The following is a 23,807-nucleotide window of genomic DNA, read 5'->3' as shown; positions in this document are numbered from 1 at the left end:
TTTTAAGTCAAAAGAAAAGCACGAATCTAATGTGTTTTTAAGGAGCGTAATACTATGGGGATATCGATTTCAACACTTGCATGGGAACAAGCTACATTCATTCGAAATCAACTAGAAAATATCGAGCAATCTTTGCATCCATCTGTTACTGAAGACGAGGAACTTGTACGCCGCGCACTTTTTGCCGTTCGTAATAAATCCGTAAACCTCGATCGTTATGTTCCTGCAACGACAACACTTTATGCAACTGTACAGGATGTTCGACTAACACATGTAACCGTTCATTTCCGAAATAATGAAATTAACTGCGATTGTCCTCAAGCGCAATGGTGTCGCCATAAAGTTAGTGTCATCCTGGCTTTATTTCAATATATTGGCTCTGTTCAGGACTGGGCTGCCAAATGGCGCACGAAAAAAAGCCTGAATTTGCATATGCTCGCATCGAATCGAACTCCTGAAAATTGGCTTGCGATGGTGGAAGAAGTGCTGACACACCTTGTACCAGAAGGACGGATAGTTGAGCAGCAATTTATAGCCGGCATTGTCGATACCGCACATTCAAAACTAAGAAAACATCTCCCTTTCGAACGGGAATGGCAGCCTATTTACAATTTATTTATGGAAATCGCCATTTTAAATAGGCTATGGAAACAAGTGGATTTGAAGCGTGCTGAATCGAGTTTCGGCACTGATTACTTTGAATACTTTTTCGATCGTCGATTTGAAATCATTCAAAATACCATACATGAACTCTCTGGGAAATCTCGACTTTTTGCGACGGATCCATTTTTTGATACACTTCAAATTCTGGTTAGAGAATTTTTACTGGAAAGACACTACTATATCGGCAGAAGATTAAACATCTATTTATTATTCTGGGATACTGTTTTTATCGAAAAAAGACGTGCCGAAGAGGAATTGGAAATCTTGCATGGATATCAGACTTCAAAAATCAGTGAAGATGTGCCCCTTTCAACAGTCTTTAATGTTTTTCATATATTGCTTAAAGATTATGATTCATTAAAACAAAATTTAAAAAGCATCACACCTGATCAAATGAATGTCTACTTTGGGCTAGCGAAATTCGCCCATTCACGTAATGATGAAATGGCAACCAATTCGATATTAAAAGCAATGCTACCACTTTTAAATGAGTACATTAGTGGCTATCTGAAGCCTTCCCAAAGACAAATGTATGTTAGAAGAATACATCTTTTATATGATAATATTCAGCTTTCCGAGCAAGAGGAACTGATGCTTTATTCTGCATTTGGAACTTACGGCGTTCAACCATATTCGCAATATTTACTGAAGGAAAAACGTTTTGGAGAATGGGTTGCCCTCCATCAACTCTATCCCTCTTCGATTTCCTATTTAGAGACATGTGGATTGAAGGACGTGATTGATGAAGCACCTGAAATGACATTACCTCTATACCATTACTATGCCCTTGAAGAAGTGAACCAAAAATCGAGAATGAACTATAAACAAGCTGTTCGCATCTGGAAAATGATGAAGTCTGCCGCAAAAAAATCCGGGAAAACTAACTTTTGGGATGATTATATCCAGACTGTACGTGAACAATATAAACGGTTACGTGCCCTACAAGAAGAATTAGAGAAAGGAAACTTACTGGTATGATAGAAATCCAACAAACACCGTTTACGAAAAACATACGTCTATCGATAGAAGAACTGCAACCAGCTTTCTTTTCTGTAACAGCATACTCGGAAGATAACACACCGTTGTCCCCCACACTCTGGACAAGGCAGTTATTTTTCCGCTATGAACCCAATTTCTTTGGCTTAAATGCAAATGTTAGTGACACGGATCTCCGTTTAACGACAGCTGAGCTAGTTGATCTATTGTCCCCTTTATATAAACATCCGTTTATTCAATTAACAGGGGCAGATGACCGATCAGATAGGCTGCTTGCTGCCATGAAGGCTATTCAGCTCCTATGGAATAGTAGTGCTTTATGGGATTATGTAATCACAGATGAAAATGAAGATGGCGATTTCTCCTTTTCTTTTCAGCTACCAGGGAGCTTTATAGAGGATGAGTATGTCAAGGGAATCACGGGTGATAAAAACACTATCCTTCTAGAAGAATTTGAATCCCTACTCAAAACGGCAGCTTATCAAAAATTAGCTTTTGCTGGTTTACATTCTAGCGATTTGCCAACTTTACTGCCCTTCTTTCAAAATGGAGGTTGGCCATTAAATAAAGATCGCAATATTGGAAACCTGAAAGTAGCTATACGTTTAAGTGAACCTGAAGAAGGCGCTTCCGAGTGGCTATTAGAAACTGTCCTTAGCTCGGCGAAAACAACCAAACTTTGGACACCGGCGATTCGGAAAAAGCACTTACCTGTCGAGAAGGCATTACCTGAAAAATGGCTGGAATATGCAGACGAAATCGTTAACCACCAAGAACAAATCCTTGAGCTGATGGATTTACGTGCTTATCATGTTGCCCCTGACAAGTTTATACATACGACTATAGAAGACGGGGATGTACGTAAATTACTAAGAAATGACTTTGCCAAGCTGAGTGCACTGGGATTTGAAGTTGTTCTACCTGCATGGCTGCGAGAATTAAAGCAAACCAAAATGCGTGTTCGGGTTAGCGCAAGTAATCAGTCACAAAAATCGGTTGCAGGGTTAGATGATATCTTGGCATTCAAATGGCAGCTTTCTGTTAATGGCGAAGAAATTAATGCTGAGGAATTCCGAAAAATTGTCGATGAGAACCGAGAATTTGTACGAATCGGTGATGAATGGTTCCGTATGGATGTGAACTGGATGAATGAAATTCGTGAGCTCATGGATAAGGCAGAAGAAGAAAACTGGACAGTTCGCGAGCTTCTATTCCGTGAATTGCCAAATGAATTAGCTGCCCCACTGGAAGAAGAGGATTCTGAATCTGATGATCCACTCTTTGCCTTCGAGATGCAGCGTTCATTACAGGACTATATCGAACAATTGACAACCAAAAAAGGGTTGCCACCTATTCCGAAGCCAATAGGGTTACAGGCTGAATTGCGACCTTATCAGCAGGAAGGTTTTGAGTGGCTAACATTTATGCGTGAACAAAAATTTGGTGCAGTTCTAGCAGATGATATGGGTCTTGGAAAAACAGTTCAATTAATTAGCTATCTCTTGTATACGAATGAACATTTAAACGAAACTGGGCCAACACTGATTATTTGTCCGACTTCTGTTTTAGGAAACTGGCAAAAAGAGCTCGATCGCTTTGCCCCCTCTCTAAAAGTAATGACACATTACGGTTCAAACCGTATAAAGGATGACACCTTTAACAGTATCATTCAAAGGGAAAAACCAAATGTAGTACTATCTTCTTACGGTACAATTTCTCAAGATATTGAGTTCTTGCAAATTATTGATTGGGGTACTGTCGCGTTAGATGAAGCACAAAATATAAAAAATATGCAGACCTTACAATCTCGTGCCATTCGTCGATTAAATGGAAAACACCATATCGCTTTAACAGGGACACCAATTGAGAATCGACTTTCAGAGCTTTGGGCAATTTTTGATTTCATCCATAAGGGATATTTAGGTAGCTTTGGGAAGTTCCAGGAGCAATTTATCATTCCAATTGAACGTGAGGAATCAGAGCGTCATAAAGAAATTTTACGTACTAAAATACGTCCATTCTTAATGCGTCGTACAAAAAATGACCCAGATTTAATGCTGAATCTCCCGGAAAAGCAAGAGACAAAAGAATTTTGCGCATTAACTAGTGAACAAGCCGCTCTTTATGAAGGATATATTGAAGATACGGTTGCGCAGCTTGAAGTCATGACGGCTTTTGAGAAAAAAGGTCGTATTTTACAAATGTTGAGTAAGCTAAAGCAGTTATGTAATCATCCAGCTTTATATTTAAAGGAACCTTTAGATGATGCGAAAACTTTGCTAAATCGTTCCATTAAGCTCAAACGAATTGTTGAGCTTGCGGCTGATATTGTGGACAACGGCGAGCAATGCCTAATCTTCACCCAATATATTGGAATGGGTCAGTTATTGCAGCATTGTTTTTCAGAGCTATACAATATTGATATCCCGTTCTTAACCGGGAGCATGCCAAAGCAGCAACGAGACAATCTAGTCGATAGCTTCCAGGCTGGGGAGTTTCCTATTTTCCTTCTGTCATTGAAAGCTGGAGGGACAGGCTTAAACCTTACTGCTGCAAATCATGTATTGCATGCAGATCGTTGGTGGAATCCCGCAGTGGAAAATCAAGCAACTGACCGTGCCTATAGAATTGGTCAAACGCAATTTGTACAGGTTCATAAGTTCATCACTATCGGAACAATTGAAGAGAAAATCGATAAAATGATTGAAATTAAATCAGCACTGTCAGAAGAATTGATCCAGTCAAGCAATTGGTTAACAGATCTTCAAGAAGATGAGTTAATGGATTTATTAATGTTAGATACCCAAGCAATGAGATAATGATAAGAAACAGAGTCGAGTTTTATAACTTGACTCTGTTTTGCAGCCTCTCACTATTCATTTGCGTTATATCCATATTAAGTTGTTTGTTCTCTACTATGTAGAGCGATTCAATTTAGGTCACTACTGTGCGGTCAAGCAGTAGTGATTTTTTTATCACCTCCTTTAAAGTAATTTGTGAAGCGAGGATGGATAGTGATCGTAGAATTTTTAGGAAGGGAGTTTTCTGATTTATAAATTAGTTTTTAAGGACACAAACTTAAAGGGGCTTTCTTAATAATACTTAAGTCGTTAATAGAATTAGGTCTGAGTTAATATTGTTTTGATAACTAGGAGAGTTTTATGAATACGTTTAGTCAGGAGAGCATTAGTAAATGTTTTTTGTTTTTCTAGGAGATACATGTTCATTATGAAGGGTTATGGTTTTTGCGAAATTTTGTGTTTAGCTTTTGATACCTCTACAACATTTTAATCCGCTACATTAACAGCTATTTTTCTTGTTCGTTCCTTACTTTTTCCCCAAATACTAAGGAACTGGTGTGTTCTCCACTTGTTCAGGTAGAACAAAATCTTTCGTTACGTCATGGTTGTTTTGGGTTGTACTATTTTTGTTTTCTGGCGTTTTTAGAATTAAGAATCGGACATCATCTACAATGACTTCTGTTGTATAAATTTTTACATTTTCCTTATTTGTGAACGATCTGGTTTGTAAGCGACCATTTACTGCTACCAAAGATCCTTTTCCACAATAGTTGACAACTCGTTCTGCAAGCCTTCCCCATGCTATACAGTTAACGAAATCGGCTTCTACATTTCCCTGGTTATTTCGGTAGTTTCGATTGATTGCTATAACAAAATTGGTTTGTACACGATTCTCTGAAAATATTTTGAGAACTGGGTCTCTTGTTAACCGACCGACGAGTCCGACTTGGTTCATCACCTTCACCTCCTTTCTTTGTGTGTCCATCATAAACCGTACTCATCCTATTTGGCAAAATCTGAAAATTGGAATATTCGTCATTTTTCACCCCTGAAAATCTAAATATCGACATATCAATATTTCACCTTTTTGACTAAACCCTTTGAGGCTGTAAGTTTTAACGTCACAAAATTGTAAGGGGCAAATATTAAGTTTCGCAGTTTTTATATGTTATACTAAATTTAAGTAAAAATTTGCTGGGGGGACGCTATGAAGACGTTTAAAATGCTTTCATTTGACCTGATGAATGAAGAAGGCGGGTTAAACATTCCCATAATCGATGGAATTGTCATCAATCAGGAAAACAGCCGCAAATCATGGATTCTTGAGTTATTCCTTTCCAAAGAGCACAAATCCACATTTGAAAACCTCAAAAACTCCACTGAAGTATTTGAAGTACATGTCATCATTTCTTTTCCAGATAATGAACCTGCTCCTTTTAAAGTTCTGGTAAGTGATATCCGGGAAATTGGTGAAAAAATTACTGTTTTGTTAAAAGGAACAATCAAAACAAGACGAAGTAAGTATGCAGAAGCATTGTTAAACACATTATTGAGTGAAAATTTATCTAGTGAAGAATTAATGGCTCGCTTCAAAAAAGGAATGCGCGAACGGCCACGTTTAAAAGAATCTTAAGCTGATTAGGTATGGATTTGCATGCCTAATCTTTTTTTGTTTTGGGGTAAGCTTGAGGGATGGGAAAAGATTGTAAAAGCAAAAAAATCGCCCCGTTTGAATTGGGGCGATCAATGGTAGCATCCAAAAATCAGGGATGTCTATTGGTTTTCATTTTCGTTATCGACACGTTCGTCGTTGTTGTCGACATCACCATTTTGATTTTGGCCGGCACCATTACTGTTTGAAGTACCATCTTCATCAACGGTATGGTCATTATTATTTAGGGTACCTGTATCACCATTAAGGTCTTCCCCTAAATCATTTGTGCCTGTGTCATTATTAACGTCGTCGTTTAGATTATCGGAGCCGTCATTTTCAAGGACATCATCGACACCTTCTTGGACATCGTTTACACCCTCATTGATATCCTGTCCTATATCCTCTCCAACATCTTCCACGTCATTGACAGCATCTTCTTCTGCATTATTACAGCCGACCAATAAAGCTGATCCAAGCATAACCGCAAAGACAGGCTTTTTCCACATAAAAAAAGTTCCCTCCTTTTCAAGGTTTTACTCCATCACATTCGAAATGTGACTAATTATAGAGTACCCGAGAAAGAAGGAACTATCCCATAAAAGAAGTAACGCATTTTAGCTCATTTACAAAATCGTTACACTTTGAGCAATGTTAGTCTTCTTTTTTCAACTGTTCTTTTAGTTGTTGTTCTACATATGCAGCTTCTGCTTTACATTCGTATGTAAAGTTTGTCCCAAGTGCTTTTTGCATTTTCTCAATTGAATCAATTTGCTTTTTCGTTGGTTTTTCACTTAAAATCTTGGCAATGACTTCATCAATTTTCTGAGCAAGCTCCTGGTGAAATTCAGGACTTACTAACACATCTTGAGGTACTTTGTCATACCAAGCTGCATTTTCTGTAAAGTATTTTTGCCAATTTGCCACAAATTCTTCCATCGAAAATTTGTCCTCATCCCAACCGATACTTGCTAAATATGATTCAAATGACGTTGAGATAGACCGAGTAATGCTTATCTTTACGCCTGAAGACAACTGTTTATACATTTATTTTAAAACCTCCTACAGTTCAAAAGCGAATCTAAGATGTTGCTCTATCCACCATTCCATTCTACCTATATATTTTAATGCTTTACAAAGTGAAATGCAAAATTACATGTGTATAAATAACTTATTTGTATTCTTTACCCAATTATCCATTAAATCATACAAATAAATTAAATTTAGACTTATTTTGGTTGAACTGGACCGATTGCAAACAGGATATCTGTTTCACATACAAGTTCACCATCTACTGTAGCTACAGCATGGCCTTTCCCCATAGCTCCGCGAAGTTTTACAAATTCAACCTCTAATTTTAATTGGTCTCCTGGTACAACTTGACGTTTAAAACGGCAATTATCGATTCCAGTTAAGAAGGCTAGGCGTCCTTTGAATTCCTCTGATTTTAACAAAGCTACTCCGCCTACTTGCGCTAATGCCTCAACAATTAAAACACCCGGCATTACAGGATAACCTGGGAAATGCCCGTTAAAAAAGTCTTCATTGATGGAAACATTTTTAATGCCTACCGCGCGTTTCCCCTCTTCCACTTCTAAAATTCGATCCACTAATAAAAATGGATAGCGGTGTGGTAAAATTTCTTGAATTTGTTCTGCTGTTAACATTTAAAATTCCCCCTTATTCCCTTATGTAAATTAAATTATATCTTTTCTAAAAGAAAAACACATTAAAAAGGAGAATAGAAAAAATACTACAAACCAATCTAAACACAATTCGTATTGTAGTTATTATTCTCTATTCTTTCCCATTTATAATATCTAACATGTGTCGCCAAGTTTCCTGTTTCAGTACATCAAACGGTTCGCCGCTTCCAATTACACCAAAACCAATCATTAAGCCTGAGCCACCTGCTAGAATTAGCAGGATTAGAACAAGAATGATTCTTAACCAAATTGGAAATAGTCGGAAATTGTACCAACGAATTGGCTTTTCTTTATTCTTCTCACTTCTTTTTTCTTTCTTTTCTTTTTGAGGAACTTTCGGCTGGGTAGATTCACTTTTTAATTCGTTTGTCATGGCCGTTCACCCTTACCTTAAAAAATTTACACACGTATGTTATCTAATTCCGTTGATCAAACCTAACATCTGATCAGCAATTGAAATTGCACGGGAACTAAATTGATAGTTTCGTTGTGCATTAATCAAATTTGACATTTCAGTTGATAGATTTACATTAGATAACTCTAATGATCCATTCGTTATCCCAACTTCAGTACGAGCTGCGCCTTGCAAATCTATAAGAATATCAGCCTGATTATATCCTAATTGGTCGAAATTTGATGGTAGAGCGATATAAGTATCCGAAACATGCTCCATCACTTGAGGTGTTTGTATTTCAGTAATTCCTAATTCAAATGTTAATGAATCACCGTCTGGATAGTTCACACCTAATGTACCATCCTTTGATAAACTAAAATTGCTAACATTATCAGGGAAATAGATAGCATCTCCATTTGAATCAGCTACCGCATAACCATCCCCATTAACAAGCATTGCCTGTCCATTATCTACCGGTGTTACATAGAAATCACCTTGACGTGAATAAACCGTTCTTTGACCATTCTCCCCATCAGGCATAAGAATATTGAAGTATTGTTTTTCTTTCGTGAAAGCTAAGTCTAAATCTCGATCAGTTGCTTGTAGGCCGCCTTGTGCAAAGTTGGTCTGAATTTGCCCAAGATACGCACCAACACCATAGCGAATACCGACTGGTGAATTTCGAACTGTTGGATCTAAGTTATCATTGTTGAATTGTTGGTACAGAAGTTCAGAAAAAGTAGCTTCCTTCGCTTTGTAACCTGCTGTATTACTGTTGGCAATGTTATTACTGATTGTATCAATTTGACTTTGCAACTGTCCTAATGTGTTTGTTGCTGTAATCATTGTACGAAGCATGATTTATCCTCCCTTACTATACTCTTCCAATTTCGTTTACGGCTTTATCCATGCTTTTATCATAGGCTTGTAGTACTTTTTGGTTTGCTTCAAAGGCACGGTAAGCTGTTAATAGATCTGTCATCGATTGGGCTGAATCAACATTGGAGCCTTCAAGAAAGCTTTGCTGCATAGAGAAAGAAATGCCTTCCTGTCCAAATGCACTTGGTAGATCCGTTCCATCGATTGTACGGAATAAACCATTATCCTGTTTCACTAAAGTGTTAGGATTTGCAGAGAAGGATACTCCTAGAGATGCTGCAAGTTCGTCATTTACAAAAATGTTTCCTTCTTGTGTTAAGTTGAACTGATCATTTGGTAACTGAATTCGTTCGCCCTCTGCTGAAAGAACATATAGTCCCTGAGCATTTACTAAGTAGCCTTCTCCATCTAATGTGAAATTCCCGTTTCGTGTATAAGCTTCTCCACCTTCTGGATGTTCCAGTCGGAAAAAGATCGTACCTGCTTGACCTGATTCGTCATTTGTCGGCATTGTACCATTGATTAGGGCAACGTCTGTTTTTTGACTTGTTTCATAAATGGACCCTTGCGTATAATTCGCTAGCGTTTCTTGTAAGTAAACACCTGTATTTACTGTGCCGATTTGCTGGATTTGAGCCCTGCTTAAATTATGTTCAGTTGGTAGATTTGTGCTTCCTACCGCAGATAAAAGCATATCTGGAAATGAACGAATCGTTGATTGATCTGACTTAAAACCAGGTGTATTGGCATTAGCCATATTGTTCGTAATAATTTCTGTTTTTCTTTGTTGAGACACCATACCCGTTGCGACAGTATAAAATCCTTTAAACAATTTTTTCACCTCTAAAATTATTTTGTATTAAGTCAGATGTTGAATCAACTTGACCCATTAATATTCCATACTTAAATTTTGATGCAGTTCGGTCTTTAAATTCGAGAACCTGGAGAACGGTCGATGTTATCTAACATTAAACCTGTTCCAACAGCAACACAATCCATTGGGTTCTCGGCTACAAACACAGGTACCTTCAATTCTTGCGTCAGCAGCTGGTCCATTCCGTGTAATAGTGCACCACCACCAGTAATGCATACTCCACGATCAATAATATCCGCAGAAAGTTCAGGAGGCGTTTTTTCAAGAACATTTTTTGCTGATTGAACAATTAATGAAACCGATTCATGCAAGGCTTTTTCAATCTCTGAAGAATGAATTTCGATTGTTCTTGGTAAACCGGTTACCATGTCTCGTCCACGAATTTCCATTGCTTCCTCACGGCTTCCAGGATATACTGTACCAATCGTGATTTTAATGGCTTCGGCAGTGCGTTCACCGATTAATAGTTTGTATTGTTTTTTTATGTATTGCAAAATATCATTATCAAAAACGTCTCCAGCAACTTTGATGGACTCGCTTGTTACGATATCTCCCATTGAAAGAACTGCTACATCTGTAGTACCACCACCGATATCAACAACCATGTTGCCGCTAGGTTGGAAAATATCCATACCTGCACCGATTGCAGCTACTTTTGGTTCTTCCTCTAAGTATACTTTTTTGCCGCCGGATTTCTCAGCAGCTTCTCTAATTGCTTTTTGTTCCACGCTTGTGATGTTTGTTGGACAGCAAATAAGAATACGTGGCTTCGAGAAGAATCCTTTCACGTCTAACTTGTTTATAAAATATTTTAACATAGCTTCGGTTACATCGAAATCCGCAATTACACCATCTTTTAATGGACGAATTGCTACAATATTCCCAGGAGTACGACCAACCATTTGACGTGCTTCTTCACCAACAGCTAATACTTTTTTCGTATTCTTATCGATAGCGACAACTGATGGCTCATTTAAGACGATTCCTTTTCCCTTCACATAGATGAGTACATTTGCCGTTCCTAAATCAATCCCTATATCTTTAGAAAACATTTAATAATTTCTCCTTCCTGCCACTCAAACATAAAAACCGTGCTTGTACATATCTTTATCTAGAATATTTTATCATAATCAGATAGCAATTACATCTTTATTTATACTGGTTATAAGTGGTTACATGTACCTGGTACACAAACAATTCAGAATATTCATCATTGTGTGTGTACCAGGTACATAGTAAAAAAGCACTTAGTTGACTTGTGAAAGCCAAGCTAAATGCTTTTTCAATCATTTCGGGACTGCCATTTCTTACGTGTCGCCTCGCCTCCCCGTAAATGACGAATTGATTTGTGGTATGCTAAGATTTCTTTCACTTCGTTTGCTAATTTTTCATTGACTAAGAATAATCGTTCAGTTAGGTCTTTATGCACAGTACTTTTTGAATAACCCGTCATTTTCGCGAGGACACGAACCGTTTCACCTGTTTCAATAAGCAGCTCTCCAAGCCGAACGCAGCGATGCCTAATGTGCTCGTGCACGTTCTCTTCCTTTCTATCGGATATAAGAATGTGCCGTTTTGCTAACGAGAGGTGTTTTTTTCGACGTGTTTATATTGCGAGTGTTTCATGGACGTTTGCAACTAGCGATTTAACGTTTATTCACAATATGAGGTTTTTTGAAATTTCAGAACTATATTTTTGCAAGAAATACAAAAACACCCAATAATCTCATTTAGACGTAAGAAATGTGAAAAAGTTTCACGTTTTACGTCTATAAGAATTAATTGGGTGTTCATCATTGCTTGTACAATTTTTGAGTCATAACTGCAATACAAGAGCTTATCGCCTGAACCTTTGAGCAATAAGTCAAGCCTTACAGTTTTGAAGATAAAATTTTGACTTACATCTTATCTTCGGTCACAAGAAAAATGGCAACATAAGCATTTCCACCATCTCTATGATCGAAGAGATGGTGAAGCGTAATTCATTAGAAAGCTAAGAAATTTCGTGGATTTACATGGTCTCCATCTTGTAATACTTCAAAGTGGAGATGGATTCCAGCTGTTGGATTCCATTCGTTTTCAATTGTCGTTGCTAATGCTTGTCCTTGATTTACTTTATCGCCTTGTTTAACCAAGATATCAGAAACAGAGCTGTAACGTGTTTCCATACCATTCGGATGGGAAATCACAATTTCATTTCCAGTAAATTCGTCAAGCTTTACTTCAGTTACTTCACCGCTCATTGCAGCAATTACTTCAAATGGCTCGTTATTCACAGACAAAGATACACCTGATGAAGTAGAGAATGTTTGATTAAACACTAATAGTGCCTTTTCTCTAGTTTCTGCATCAGCCGTTACATCATAAAAGTCCTGTAATACTTCAACATTGTTTACTATATCTTCACTTAGAGGATACTTCAACGTTTCTGTTTGAGCATTCGTCTCAATAACTGCATTTGAATCTTCAGAAGCCGATCCACCTTGAACCACTTCTTGTTCTTCCTCATCACCAATGAGTGCATTATAACTGAAAATCAGACCGATTAATACGACAGCAATTGCTGCATAAACTGACGGCCAAAACCATGGCTTTTTTTGCCAACTGTTTTTATTAGGAGAAGCCTTAATTTGTTTTTCTTCTCTCATGTTCATCACCTCTAATGGAAGTGTGAACAATATTTTACATTTCTAATCACTTTTTGGAAAAAAATCCTTATTTTTCACAATTTATTTTTTCGATACTTGTATTTTTGTAGTAATGTCCAATAATTTCATGGGCATTTGCTCCGTTATCGGCCATTGCATCAGCGCCATATTGACTCATTCCAACACCATGCCCGTATCCTTCTGTTGTAATGACTACTTGTCCATCTTGAGCTTTAATTTGGAAATCAGTAGAACGCAAGTCTAAAAGAGTTCTAAAATCACGGCCTGTCCACTCGTGATTTTTCATGGTCACTTTTTCTACCCTCCCAGTATTATTTTTTTGTAAGCGAATTTGGTTGATATCCGCTAGAGTGGATTGAATAGTTAATTTGCTGTTCCAATCTTCTATTGAAAGTGTCGTAGTGGTTTCATAATTATCGGCATATTGAAAATCAGTACTGGCCACAGATTGTAAATACGGAAGCTCTGTACCACTATAATTCGCTGAACTCTCTGTCATCCCATTACTCATTGAATGGAACATTGCCGTAATTAATTCTCCATTGTATTCAATTACTTCACCACGGGTACTTTCAACAGCCTCTCGAACTTTCGCTTCATAATCTTCATATGAATCATTCCAATTCTCTTTCCTTGAATCTTCATCATAAAAAACTTGTTTTGCCACTGTAGGTTCGATTGCGGTTTTTCCATAATTCGTGGATTTCAACACATAGGTTCTTGCTGCAATCGCTTGGGCCTTTAACGCCTCCGAATTAAACCCAGCTGGCATTTCAGCAGCAACAACCCCTATAACGTACTCTTCCAGATCAAGGGGAACATCACTCCCACTCACCTGAATTGTCAGCCCACAGGCATTCTGTGGCACGTTAGAAGACGTCTGTGGAGCAGCTTCAGATTTTTGCTCAGACTTCATAAACAGAAACGGAAAGAAAAAAAGTGCAGTAACAAATCCTATGACTGATACGACCATTATTGGGTTTTTATAATTTTTTATTTTTTTCATACATATTACTTATGATTGAAAGGGTGAAAATATTTCTATTCAATGAAGAAAATTTTGGAGAATCGTGGTTTTGTTTCGCTTTGAAAATAATTTACGTGAAGGTACCACCATCTTTGAGGCAAGGCTATGGTCCTCTAAACTGTTCGTAGTACGATTTTGACTAAAGGTATTGATATCGGGTATAGAGAAGTAATTTCAGTGCCTCTTCTGCATAACAAGGAGGGTTCTTAGTTATCGAGAAGTCATCTCAAAACTATAATTACATCGCTTCATACATATATATAAGAAATTCCTCCCCGACAAAAAAACGACAAAATACTTTTTCAAGAATTTTGTCGTAAATTTTTAATTTTTGGTTCTATTTTTCATTTTAACTACGTATGTTTGAGTAAAATGAAAATGTATCCCATTTATTAAAGATTAGTTAAATTTCAACAACCTGTTCTTCAGATTGCATAGTTTGCTCTTCTTCTAAAATTTCGTCGTCATCTACACGTTCGATGGTAGCACCTAGAGAAGCTAGTTTTTTATGGAAATCAACGTATCCACGATCTAAGTGAGTTAACTTCGTAATTCGTGTTACCCCCTCAGATACTAGACCAGCTAAGATTAAAGCTGCAGCTGCACGCAAATCTGTTGCAGAAACCTCAGCACCTTGTAGTTTAACAGGTCCTTCGATGAACACAGTACGCCCTTCAATTTTAGCCAAAGCGTTCATACGACGGAATTCTTCTACATGCATGAAACGATTTTCAAACACTGTTTCAGTAATGATACTTGTTCCATCAGCCGTAAGGAGTAACGCCATCATTTGTGCTTGCATATCTGTTGGGAAACCAGGATGCGGCATTGTTTTCAAATCCACTGCTTTTAATGGATGATTTGCGCGAACTCTTAGCCCTTCACCTTCTTCAATTACTTCTACGCCCATTTCACGTAATTTTGCAATTAAAGCAGACATATGCTCAGGTACTGCATTTTCAATGAAGACATCCCCTCGAGTAATTGCTGCGGCAACCATAAATGTTCCTGCTTCAATACGATCAGGAATGATATGATGAGTTGTACCATGTAATTCAGCAACACCTTCTACACGGATTGTATCTGTCCCTGCACCGATTACACGGCCACCCATTCCATTAATGAAGTTAGCTAAATCAACAATTTCCGGTTCCTTTGCTGCGTTTTCGATGATAGTAGTTCCTTTTGCTAAAGCAGCTGCTGTCATAATATTCTCTGTCGCCCCTACGCTTGGGAAGTCTAAATAAATTTCAGCACCTTTTAAACCATCTACTGTTTTCGCTTCTACATAACCATGACCAAATGAAATTTTGGCACCCATAGCTTCAAAGCCTTTTAAATGTAATTCAATCGGACGTGATCCAATCGCACAACCTCCAGGTAATGCAACACGAGCATATCCATTACGTGCTAAAAGTGATCCCATTACCAGGATAGAAGCACGCATTTTACTTACAAATTCAAACTGCGCTTCACTCGATAATTGCTTTTCCGCATTTATGTGAATTTCATTTTTTTCTACGTTGTATTCTACATCTGCATTTAAGCTTTTTAGTACTTCATTTATTGTATTAACGTCCGCTAAATTTGGAACGTCTTTAATGATATTCATTCTTTTTGAAGCTAACAATGAAGCAGCTAGGATTGGTAGTACGGCATTTTTGGCTCCTTCTACTTTTACGATACCTCGTAACTTTTGGCCTCCCGTAACAATAATTTTCTCCACAATTCGTCCCTCCGAATTCAATTGTCAAAACTGTCGAACCTTGATGAATGGTTATAAATAAATTCGCCTTGGCGTATTATTTAACAGATCAATCTTAAGTTCCTCCGATAATTTACGATAAAAATCTTCATGATCCGCCAAAGGCATTAACCTCATTCAAGCTAATTTAAATTTTCTAAAATTAATTATTATTTTTTAAATACTTACTTTGCCATTTAAGTAAAATTGAATGAAGTTATTAATCACAAAAACTATCAATATAGTACTTCTAATTAAATTGTTTAACAAGCATCCAAATCACTATTTTACAGGAAATCTAAATAATTTTCTACACTTTATATTACGCTCGATTAAACATATTTGTGAATTTTATACATACCGGTACTGTGTAAAAAATTTACAGATAGTTATTAGTTAGTTACCCAGTTTAAAGGTCCTAAAACAATATTCAGCAAAATTGCCTAGGAAATATTAGAAAACTAAGCTTTTCGTCAAGGTTTTATTATTTCGTACAAAATTGCTTATATATAGGTAATAAGCAAGTAATTTGATATTAGTTCAAACCTTTAGAAAAACAAAGTATGTATCAGGTAATAGAACTCTTATATATATTATGTAACGAAAAACGAATTGTCATTTGTCCTTACAGGATATATAATTTGCCCTATTTTAGTAATATACCCATTTCAGTAGCTTTAAGAGAAAATATATGGTAATTGTTTTGACCAAGTGGAAATATCAAGTAAAAAATTGGAAACTGCAGATCCAACTGCAATGCTTAATAAGATGTAAATTAACTGTATTTGAAAAACCTTCCCTTTTTTAAACAACTGTTCTAATCGGAAAGCTTGTAGAGCATAAAAAGTTATACCAATAAAAATGATATGGGAAATTAAACCTAATATCGCTTGAAAACCTAAAGTTTGGTAAACCTCCATTTAATAAACCTCCTTAAACTAAAATCATTAAATAGTTAGAAAAACACAACTCGACCTATTTAGGTCGAGTTGATGTCTTATATGCGGAAAACCTATATTCTTTTTCGCTAAAAAAGCGGACAGTCGCCCGTCCGCTTTTATTAGTTGAATTACATATTACCCTCATGAACGCTGATACGATTAATCGCACGGTTTAAAGCTAGCTCAGCGCGTTTGAAATCGATGTCATCTTGTTTCTTTTGAAGACGTTGTTCTGCACGTGCAAGAGATTCTTTTGCACGATTAATGTCAATATTAGCTGCTAATTCTGCAGAAGGAGCCAATATTGAAATTTGTTCAGGACGTATTTCAATGAAACCACCACCAACGGCTACACGTTCAAGTGAACCGTCTTCTTTTTTAAGTGTAACAGCACCAATTGCAAGTGGGGCAACTGTAGGAATATGTCCTGGAAGAACCCCAATTTCACCTGAAACTGTTTTAGCGATAACCATTGCGACTTCTGAATCGTATACTGGGCCGTCGGGAGTAACAATATTGACTTTAACTGTCTTCATATTTTTGCTCCTTTCGTCCGCAGATTATACCTCTACGCCCATGCTTTTCGCTTTTTCTACTACCTCTTCAATGCTACCAACTAAACGGAATGCATCTTCTGGTAAGTGGTCGTATTTACCTTCAAGGATTTCCTTGAATGAACGAACAGTATCTTTTACGTGTACAAAAGATCCTTTTTGACCAGTGAATTGCTCCGCTACGTGGAAGTTTTGAGATAAGAAGAATTGAATACGACGAGCACGTTCAACTGTTTGCTTATCTTCGTCAGATAACTCATCCATACCTAAGATGGCGATGATATCTTGTAATTCGTTATAACGTTGTAACGTCATTTGAACGCCACGAGCAACAGCATAGTGTTCTTCACCAACGATTTCAGGTGATAAAGCACGAGAAGTTGAAGCTAATGGATCCACCGCAGGGTAGATACCCATCTCAGATAGTTTACGCTCTAAGTTAGTTGTTGCATCTAAGTGAGCGAAAGTTGTAGCTGGGGCTGGGTCAGTATAGTCATCGGCAGGTACATAAATCGCTTGGATCGATGTAACAGAACCTTTGTTTGTTGAAGTAATACGTTCTTGCAAGTTACCCATTTCCGTAGCAAGAGTTGGTTGGTAACCTACCGCAGAAGGCATACGACCTAATAGGGCAGAAACCTCAGAACCCGCTTGAGTGAAACGGAAGATGTTGTCGATGAATAAAAGAACGTCTTGTCCTTGCTCATCACGGAAGAATTCAGCCATTGTAAGACCAGTTAAAGCAACACGCATACGTGCACCAGGTGGCTCATTCATTTGACCGAATACCATTGATGTTTTGCTGATAACGCCAGAGTCGCTCATCTCGTGGAATAAGTCGTTCCCTTCACGAGTACGCTCACCTACACCAGCGAATACAGAGATACCACCGTGACCTTGAGCGATGTTGTTGATTAACTCTTGAATTAATACAGTTTTACCTACACCGGCACCACCGAATAAACCAATTTTACCACCTTTGATATAAGGAGCTAATAAGTCTACTACTTTGATCCCTGTTTCAAGGATTTGTACTTCTGTAGATAATTCATCAAATTTTGGCGCTTCGCGGTGAATTGAATCACGGCGAGCTTCTGTTGGGATTTCTTCTCCTAAGTCGATAACTTCACCTAGTACGTTGAATACACGTCCTAAAGTTACATCACCAACCGGTACAGAGATTGCTTTACCTAAATCTGTTGTTTCTGCTCCACGTTGTAACCCGTCAGTAGAAGACATGGCAATTGTACGAACAGAATCGTCACCAAGGTGAAGAGCAACTTCAAGAGTTAAAGTTTCAACTTCTCCATTCGGACGATCAATCTTAACAGTTAAGGCGTTATAGATTGCTGGTAATTGACCGTTGCTGAATTTTACGTCAACAACCGGACCCATTACTTGAATAACGTGTCCTATGTTCATTCTTGTGTACCTCCTATCGAGTTGGGCGTCCGAGCGGTTTGAATTGACTAGCTATGTAAGGCAATTCTCGTTCTCCGCTTTTCTTCCTTTTATAAACGCACGTTGGAAAGTGCAGCCTATTCTAGGGCTGCAGCTCCACCAACGATTTCTGTAATTTCTTGTGTAATCGCCGCTTGACGCGCACGGTTATATACAAGTGATAATTCTCTAACAATATCGTTAGCGTTATCAGTTGCTGTTTTCATCGCTGTCATACGAGCAGCATGTTCACTAGCTTTACCATCTAATAAAGCACCATAAATTAGGCTTTCAGCGTATTGTGGAAGTAATACTTCTAGAATTGCATCACCTGATGGTTCGAATTCATAAGAAGCAGTTACGCCTTCTGAAGCTGGAGCTAAATCAGTGATAGGTAATACCTTTTTCTCAGTAACTTCTTGTGAAATAACACTGACAAAGTGGTTATAGTACATATAAAGTTCATCATATGTACCTTCAGCGAACATACCAACAGCTTTACGAGCGATTTGTTTCACGTCAGAGAATGAAGGTTGGTCCGGTAAACCAACAATACTATCTAATACGTTGAATTCACGTTTTACGAAATAATCACGAGCAACACGACCGACTGCAAAAATCACGTATTCGTCTTTTGACTTATGACGTTCTTTTAAAGTACGTTCTAATTGACGTAAGATGCTTGAGTTATAAGCACCTGCAAGACCACGGTCGGAACCAATTACAAGATAAGCCGTTTTCTTAACTGGACGAGATACTAACATTGGATGCGATGCATCAGTTGCACCTGAAGCAATTGCAGCAACCACGTCTTGTACTTTTTCCATGTAAGGAACATATTTCTTTGCATTTGACTCTGCACGTTTACTTTTAGAAGCAGAAACCATTTGCATGGCTTTCGTCATTTGACTCGTTTTCTTTGTTGAAGTAATACGCGTTTTTATTTCACGTAAGTTTGCCACTGGTATTTCACCACCTTTTCGTTTTTAATCACAGAACACATTGTACTTGTTTAAACTTATTCTGATTTAGCAAAAGTCTTTTTGAACTCGTTAAGAGCAGCTGCCATTTCAGCATCAGATGCAAGTTCTTTAGTAGTGCGAATATGATCTAAAACGTTTGTGTGGTTTACATCTAACCAGCTGTATAATTCAGCTTCGAAACGAACGATATCTTGTACAGGAATATCATCTAGGAAACCACGAGTTAAAGCGTAAAGAATTGTTACTTGCTTTTCAACTTTGATTGGTTTGTTAAGGTCTTGTTTAAGAACTTCAACCGTACGTTTACCACGCTCAAGTTTAGCAAGAGTTGCTTTATCTAAGTCAGAACCAAATTGTGCGAATGATTCAAGCTCACGGTAAGCAGCTAAGTCAAGACGTAGTGTACCAGCAACTTTTTTCATCGCTTTGATTTGAGCAGAACCACCTACACGTGATACAGAAAGACCGGCGTTGATCGCTGGACGTACACCTGAGTGGAATAGGTCTGCTTGTAAGAAGATTTGTCCATCAGTGATTGAGATAACGTTAGTTGGGATGTATGCAGAGATATCCCCAGCTTGAGTCTCAACGAATGGAAGTGCTGTAATTGAACCATTTTTGTATGTTTCGTTTAATTTCGCAGCACGTTCTAATAAACGACTGTGTAAGTAGAATACGTCACCTGGGTAAGCTTCACGACCTGGAGGACGACGTAATAATAATGAAAGCTCACGGTAAGCTGCTGCTTGTTTAGATAAATCATCATATACGATTAATACGTGTTTACCTTGTAACATGAACTCTTCAGCCATAGATACACCAGCATAAGGAGCTAGGTATAATAATGGAGCTGGTTGAGAAGCAGATGCAGTTACTACGATTGTGTAATCTAATGCACCATTCTTACGTAATGTTTCAACAACACCACGAACAGTTGATTCTTTTTGACCAATCGCAACATAGATACAGATCATATCTTGGTCTGCTTGGTTAAGGATTGTGTCAATTGCAATTGAAGTTTTACCGATTTGACGGTCACCGATGATTAACTCACGTTGACCACGACCGATTGGTACAAGAGCGTCAATCGCTTTGATACCAGTTTGTAATGGTTCGTGTACAGATTTACGAGCCATTACACCGAAAGCTGGGCTTTCGATTGGACGAGTTTTTGTAGTATTGATTGGGCCTTGTCCATCCACTGGTTGACCAAGTGGGTTAACAACGCGACCAATTAGTTCTTCACCAACTGGTACTTCCATAATACGGCCAGTTCGACGTACTTCATCGCCTTCTTTAATGCCTAGGTAGTTACCTAAGATAACGATACCAACGTTACCTTCTTCAAGGTTTTGAGCCATACCCATTACACCATTAGAGAACTCTAATAATTCTCCGGCCATGCAGTTGTCGAGGCCATGAGCACGAGCAATACCGTCACCAACTGTGATTACAGTACCAACTTCGCTTACTTCTAGATCAGATTGATAGTTTTCAATCTGCTTTTTTATCAGCACGCTGATTTCTTCAGCCTTGATGCCCATGAATGTCACCTCTCACATTTCTTATAATTAACCAACTAACGTACGTTTAAGATTCTCTAGCTTGCTAGCTACAGTGTTATCGAAAATGTAGTTGCCGATTTGAACACGAACTCCACCAAGAATTGATGGTTCGATTACGTTTGTAATAGTAAGTTTTTCTTTGCCCACTAATTTACCGAAAGAAGAAGAAATTTCATCTTTTTCTGAATCAGTAAGTGCACGAGTAGAGAAAACTGTTGCTTCAGCAGAACCTTGTGCTTCTGCTGCTAATTGTTTAAAGCTTTCCGCTAAATTTCCAATCTCATTAAAACGCTTTTTCTCGATAAGAAGTACAAGCGTATTTACCACGATTGGATTTGCATTAGCAAAAACTTCAGCTACAATTTGCTTTTTACGATCGATTGAGAATTTAGGAGTTGTAAGTAGTGAAACTAACTCAGGAGTTGTTTCGATTCCTTTCACTAACTCTTCTAAATCAGCGTTAACTTCCGCAACAACCTGTTTTTCTAATGCTAGTTGAAACAAAGCTTCAGCATAACGATTAGCTATTGTCGAACTCATTTCGCCTCGCCTGCCTTCGCAATCGTTTCTTTAATTAATGCGCTATTGTCCTCTTCAGAAATTTCTTTCCCAAGAACTTTAGATGCAGCAAGAACTGATAATGAAACGACTTCATCACGAACCGCAGCGATTGCTTTTTCTTTCTCAGTCTCGATTTCACGAACAGCTGAGTCTTTTAAGCGATTAGCTTCAGTACGAGCCGCAGTGATAATTTCATCACGTTGAACTTCGCCTTGTTTTTTAGCACTTTCAATAATTGCTTGTGCTTCCGTGCGAGCTTCTTTTAAAAGAGCTTTTTGCTCTTCTAAAGCTTTTGCAGATTCGATGCGAGCGTTTTCAGCTGCTTCGATTTCTCCTGCTACTAACTCTTCACGTTGTTGCATAATGCCCATTAAAGGACCCCAAGCGAATTTTTTTAGAAGTAACATTAAAACTAGGAAAATAATAAGTGTTGCTAAAACGTCCCCACCATTAAAGCCGTGGGCACCAGCACCTAGTACTAGGTAATCCAAATTCACGATTGTTTCACTCCCTTCAAGAGCTATCAAAAATTATATAGTTCCGAATAAGTTCGTCTATTAAGACTGCTCGAAACATTTCATAAAATCTATGTTTTGTACTTCTTTACATTCAATTTAAATAAGACCTGCATTTTTACAAAAGGAATGGCGAAGTTTCTTCTTGGGAATCATCTTCGCCACATGTGTTTTGAATCCGATAATTATCGGTTCATTACGATGAATGCTACTACTACTGCGATGATCGGTAGGGCCTCAACTAATGCTACCCCGATGAACATTGTAGTTTGAAGAACGCCACGAGCCTCTGGTTGACGAGCGATACCTTCTACTGTACGTGAAACGATAAGACCGTTACCAATACCTGCACCAAGTGCACCTAAACCGATTGCGATTGCTGCTGCTAATAAACCCATTGAATATTTCCTCCTTGGAATTGTATATTATTTTTTTGTTTTAAGCATCTAATGTTTTACACTAAAAGCTTTATATTAATGGTCTGCACTCACTTTGTGAGATAAGTAAACCATTGTTAACATTGTGAAGATGAAGGCTTGGATAAAGCCAATGAAGATCGAGAATCCTATCCATGCTAATCCTGGGATTAAACCACCGAAGAATCCTAATATGCTTGTACCGGCAATACCTGCTATTAAAGTAAGTAAAATCTCACCAGCGTAGATGTTACCGTAAAGACGAAGACCTAACGTTAATGTGTTAGCAAATTCCTCGATAATTTTTAACGGTAATAAAAATGACATTGGTTGGACGAAAGTCCCGAAATAATGCTTAGTACCACGCATTTTGATACCATAATAAGTAGCTAGTATCGTAACCATAGATGCTAACGTCAATGTAACTGTTGGATCAGCTGTTGGCGATTTCCACCATAGTTCACCGTTAATTACAATACCTCCAAGTGGAAGACCAAGCAAGTTTGCTACGGCGATAAACATAATAAGGGTAATACCTAAAACGTGGAATCGACCACCTGTTTTCCAATCCATGTTGTTTTTGATGATTCCTTTAACGAAATCCATCACCCATTCCATGAAATTTTGCATACCAGTTGGTTTAAGCTTTAGATTGCGTGTAGCAATAAACGCGATTAAAAATACGATAATTGCTGTAACTAAAAGCGTTAAGACTGTGGATAAGTTGAAAGTTAAAAAGCCCAACTCTAGTTCTGGAGCCAAATGATCCATTCTTGCATTCACCTCACTTTCTTTGTTACGTTATTTGTTTCTTACCGACGATACGATTACTCCTATAAATAGGAAAACGTATGGAACCATTAGCCCTATCACTGTGCTAATTAAATGAAAATATTGTGGCAACGTAATTGCGATTGCGACTGCTGCAATACCTGATCCAAAGCGTAAAGCTGAACCGAGTGATACTGTTTTTTTTCCTTCACTTATGGAACGATCAAACTTGTCCATTCTTCGAACAAGAATCCAAAAGTTATATGTACCAAAGCAAGCACCGACAGCAATACCAGCAAAAACAGTAGGGTTCGAGGTAAATCCCCATCCTAATGCACAAAGAGCGAGCAAAAAAAATAACGCTTTCTTCTGCATAGCGAAAATGTGATGCAAATCTAGCATTGGCAATTTATCTCCCAAATCTTTTTCGAGTAATGTTCAAATCGTCCTCTACTTATGGAATCAAGCGTTGCATTGCTTTACATGTTTTTCAACAAATGTCGAAAAAGATAAGAAAATAGTAATAAATCCTCGTTTAAATGAGAATTTTCTATCATACTAAGCTTTCTTTACAGTAAATACACAAATTCCAGACGCCTGAAAACGTTGCAAATTGACATTGATTAGTTTCAACTGTCAATCTAGTAGAAACTTGAT

Annotated in this window: 25 protein-coding genes; 3 read left to right on the top strand and 22 right to left on the bottom strand. The window is 37.9% G+C overall.

Annotated features, from left to right (window positions below; genetic code table 11):
* Positions 1 to 54 precede the first annotated feature (54 nt).
* Both C1N55_RS04370 and C1N55_RS04365 read left to right on the top strand, forming a co-directional pair.
* The gene (locus C1N55_RS04370; RefSeq protein ID WP_137727678.1) at positions 55 to 1,641 is read left to right on the top strand and encodes a hypothetical protein; all 1,587 of its coding nucleotides are present in this window, start codon (positions 55 to 57) and stop codon (positions 1,639 to 1,641) included.
* On the top strand, positions 1,638 to 4,478 hold the full coding sequence (locus C1N55_RS04365; protein ID WP_137727677.1) for a DEAD/DEAH box helicase: 2,841 nt from the start codon (positions 1,638 to 1,640) through the stop codon (positions 4,476 to 4,478). Before C1N55_RS04370 ends, C1N55_RS04365 begins: the two co-directional genes overlap by 4 nt.
* Before the next feature lie 526 nt (positions 4,479 to 5,004).
* Here C1N55_RS04365 and C1N55_RS04360 read toward each other — a convergent pair.
* On the bottom strand, positions 5,005 to 5,415 hold the full coding sequence (locus C1N55_RS04360; protein ID WP_137727676.1) for a single-stranded DNA-binding protein: 411 nt from the start codon (positions 5,413 to 5,415) through the stop codon (positions 5,005 to 5,007).
* 252 nt (positions 5,416 to 5,667) lie between these two features.
* Between C1N55_RS04360 and C1N55_RS04355 the strand changes: the two genes are divergently transcribed.
* A complete protein-coding gene (locus C1N55_RS04355) occupies positions 5,668 to 6,093 on the top strand; it encodes a YwpF family protein (RefSeq protein WP_137727675.1) in 426 nt (141 codons plus the stop codon).
* A 140-nt stretch (positions 6,094 to 6,233) separates the two neighbouring features.
* On the opposite strand, the gene C1N55_RS04350 is transcribed toward C1N55_RS04355, so the two are convergent.
* The 21 genes from C1N55_RS04350 to C1N55_RS04250 all read right to left on the bottom strand — a co-directional run bounded on the left by C1N55_RS04350 (position 6,234) and on the right by C1N55_RS04250 (position 23,552).
* Positions 6,234 to 6,620: a hypothetical protein gene (locus C1N55_RS04350; RefSeq protein WP_137727674.1), complete on the bottom strand. Its 387-nt coding sequence runs from the start codon at positions 6,618 to 6,620 to the stop codon at positions 6,234 to 6,236.
* A 145-nt stretch (positions 6,621 to 6,765) separates the two neighbouring features.
* On the bottom strand, positions 6,766 to 7,158 hold the full coding sequence (locus C1N55_RS04345) for a hypothetical protein (protein ID WP_137727673.1): 393 nt from the start codon (positions 7,156 to 7,158) through the stop codon (positions 6,766 to 6,768).
* A gap of 182 nt (positions 7,159 to 7,340) precedes the next feature.
* Entirely contained in the window at positions 7,341 to 7,778 is a 438-nt protein-coding gene (gene fabZ / locus C1N55_RS04340) for a 3-hydroxyacyl-ACP dehydratase FabZ (RefSeq protein ID WP_036200121.1), read from the bottom strand.
* 130 nt (positions 7,779 to 7,908) lie between these two features.
* Complete coding sequence (locus C1N55_RS04335; RefSeq protein ID WP_137727672.1) at positions 7,909 to 8,190, bottom strand: DNA-directed RNA polymerase subunit beta; 282 nt, start codon at positions 8,188 to 8,190, stop codon at positions 7,909 to 7,911.
* A 39-nt stretch (positions 8,191 to 8,229) separates the two neighbouring features.
* A complete protein-coding gene (locus tag C1N55_RS04330) occupies positions 8,230 to 9,069 on the bottom strand; it encodes a flagellar hook-basal body protein (protein ID WP_137727671.1) in 840 nt (279 codons plus the stop codon).
* Positions 9,070 to 9,085: 16 nt separating this feature from the next.
* On the bottom strand, positions 9,086 to 9,922 hold the full coding sequence (locus C1N55_RS04325) for a flagellar hook-basal body protein (RefSeq protein WP_137727670.1): 837 nt from the start codon (positions 9,920 to 9,922) through the stop codon (positions 9,086 to 9,088).
* Positions 9,923 to 10,017: 95 nt separating this feature from the next.
* Positions 10,018 to 11,016 (bottom strand): rod shape-determining protein, encoded by a 999-nt coding sequence (locus C1N55_RS04320; RefSeq protein WP_137727669.1) that lies wholly within the window; start codon positions 11,014 to 11,016, stop codon positions 10,018 to 10,020.
* A gap of 230 nt (positions 11,017 to 11,246) precedes the next feature.
* Positions 11,247 to 11,501: a sporulation transcriptional regulator SpoIIID gene (locus C1N55_RS04315; protein ID WP_137727668.1), complete on the bottom strand. Its 255-nt coding sequence runs from the start codon at positions 11,499 to 11,501 to the stop codon at positions 11,247 to 11,249.
* Between the two features lie 448 nt (positions 11,502 to 11,949).
* Positions 11,950 to 12,612 carry a M23 family metallopeptidase gene (locus tag C1N55_RS04310; RefSeq protein ID WP_137727667.1) on the bottom strand — a complete coding sequence of 221 codons (663 nt, stop codon included), beginning with the start codon at positions 12,610 to 12,612 and terminating at the stop codon, positions 11,950 to 11,952.
* A gap of 67 nt (positions 12,613 to 12,679) precedes the next feature.
* Complete coding sequence (gene spoIID, locus C1N55_RS04305; RefSeq protein WP_137727666.1) at positions 12,680 to 13,639, bottom strand: stage II sporulation protein D; 960 nt, start codon at positions 13,637 to 13,639, stop codon at positions 12,680 to 12,682.
* Between the two features lie 424 nt (positions 13,640 to 14,063).
* Positions 14,064 to 15,386, bottom strand: coding sequence for a UDP-N-acetylglucosamine 1-carboxyvinyltransferase (gene murA / locus C1N55_RS04300; protein ID WP_137727665.1), 1,323 nt, complete (start codon positions 15,384 to 15,386; stop codon positions 14,064 to 14,066).
* A gap of 695 nt (positions 15,387 to 16,081) precedes the next feature.
* A complete protein-coding gene (locus tag C1N55_RS04295) occupies positions 16,082 to 16,324 on the bottom strand; it encodes a DUF1146 family protein (protein WP_137727664.1) in 243 nt (80 codons plus the stop codon).
* Between the two features lie 149 nt (positions 16,325 to 16,473).
* Positions 16,474 to 16,881 carry a F0F1 ATP synthase subunit epsilon gene (locus tag C1N55_RS04290; protein WP_137727663.1) on the bottom strand — a complete coding sequence of 136 codons (408 nt, stop codon included), beginning with the start codon at positions 16,879 to 16,881 and terminating at the stop codon, positions 16,474 to 16,476.
* Positions 16,882 to 16,905: 24 nt separating this feature from the next.
* Positions 16,906 to 18,321 (bottom strand): F0F1 ATP synthase subunit beta, encoded by a 1,416-nt coding sequence (atpD, locus tag C1N55_RS04285; protein WP_137727662.1) that lies wholly within the window; start codon positions 18,319 to 18,321, stop codon positions 16,906 to 16,908.
* A 116-nt stretch (positions 18,322 to 18,437) separates the two neighbouring features.
* Positions 18,438 to 19,301 carry an ATP synthase F1 subunit gamma gene (atpG, locus tag C1N55_RS04280; RefSeq protein ID WP_137727661.1) on the bottom strand — a complete coding sequence of 288 codons (864 nt, stop codon included), beginning with the start codon at positions 19,299 to 19,301 and terminating at the stop codon, positions 18,438 to 18,440.
* 56 nt (positions 19,302 to 19,357) lie between these two features.
* A complete protein-coding gene (gene atpA / locus C1N55_RS04275; protein ID WP_137727660.1) occupies positions 19,358 to 20,866 on the bottom strand; it encodes a F0F1 ATP synthase subunit alpha in 1,509 nt (502 codons plus the stop codon).
* A gap of 27 nt (positions 20,867 to 20,893) precedes the next feature.
* Positions 20,894 to 21,427 carry a F0F1 ATP synthase subunit delta gene (locus C1N55_RS04270; RefSeq protein WP_137727659.1) on the bottom strand — a complete coding sequence of 178 codons (534 nt, stop codon included), beginning with the start codon at positions 21,425 to 21,427 and terminating at the stop codon, positions 20,894 to 20,896.
* Entirely contained in the window at positions 21,424 to 21,945 is a 522-nt protein-coding gene (atpF, locus tag C1N55_RS04265; protein WP_137727658.1) for a F0F1 ATP synthase subunit B, read from the bottom strand. Before atpF ends, C1N55_RS04270 begins: the two co-directional genes overlap by 4 nt.
* Before the next feature lie 203 nt (positions 21,946 to 22,148).
* The gene (atpE, locus tag C1N55_RS04260; RefSeq protein ID WP_036200106.1) at positions 22,149 to 22,361 is read right to left on the bottom strand and encodes a F0F1 ATP synthase subunit C; all 213 of its coding nucleotides are present in this window, start codon (positions 22,359 to 22,361) and stop codon (positions 22,149 to 22,151) included.
* Between the two features lie 75 nt (positions 22,362 to 22,436).
* Entirely contained in the window at positions 22,437 to 23,150 is a 714-nt protein-coding gene (gene atpB / locus C1N55_RS04255; RefSeq protein WP_137727657.1) for a F0F1 ATP synthase subunit A, read from the bottom strand.
* A gap of 30 nt (positions 23,151 to 23,180) precedes the next feature.
* Positions 23,181 to 23,552 (bottom strand): ATP synthase subunit I, encoded by a 372-nt coding sequence (locus C1N55_RS04250; RefSeq protein ID WP_137727656.1) that lies wholly within the window; start codon positions 23,550 to 23,552, stop codon positions 23,181 to 23,183.
* Between the last annotated feature and the right edge of the window lie 255 nt (positions 23,553 to 23,807).

Origin of the sequence: Lysinibacillus sp. SGAir0095 (assembly GCF_005491425.1) — a bacterium.
Lineage (GTDB): Bacteria > Bacillota > Bacilli > Bacillales_A > Planococcaceae > Ureibacillus.
The sequence above is the reverse complement of the archived record's forward strand: the minus strand, read 5'-3'. Positions and strand labels throughout refer to the sequence as shown.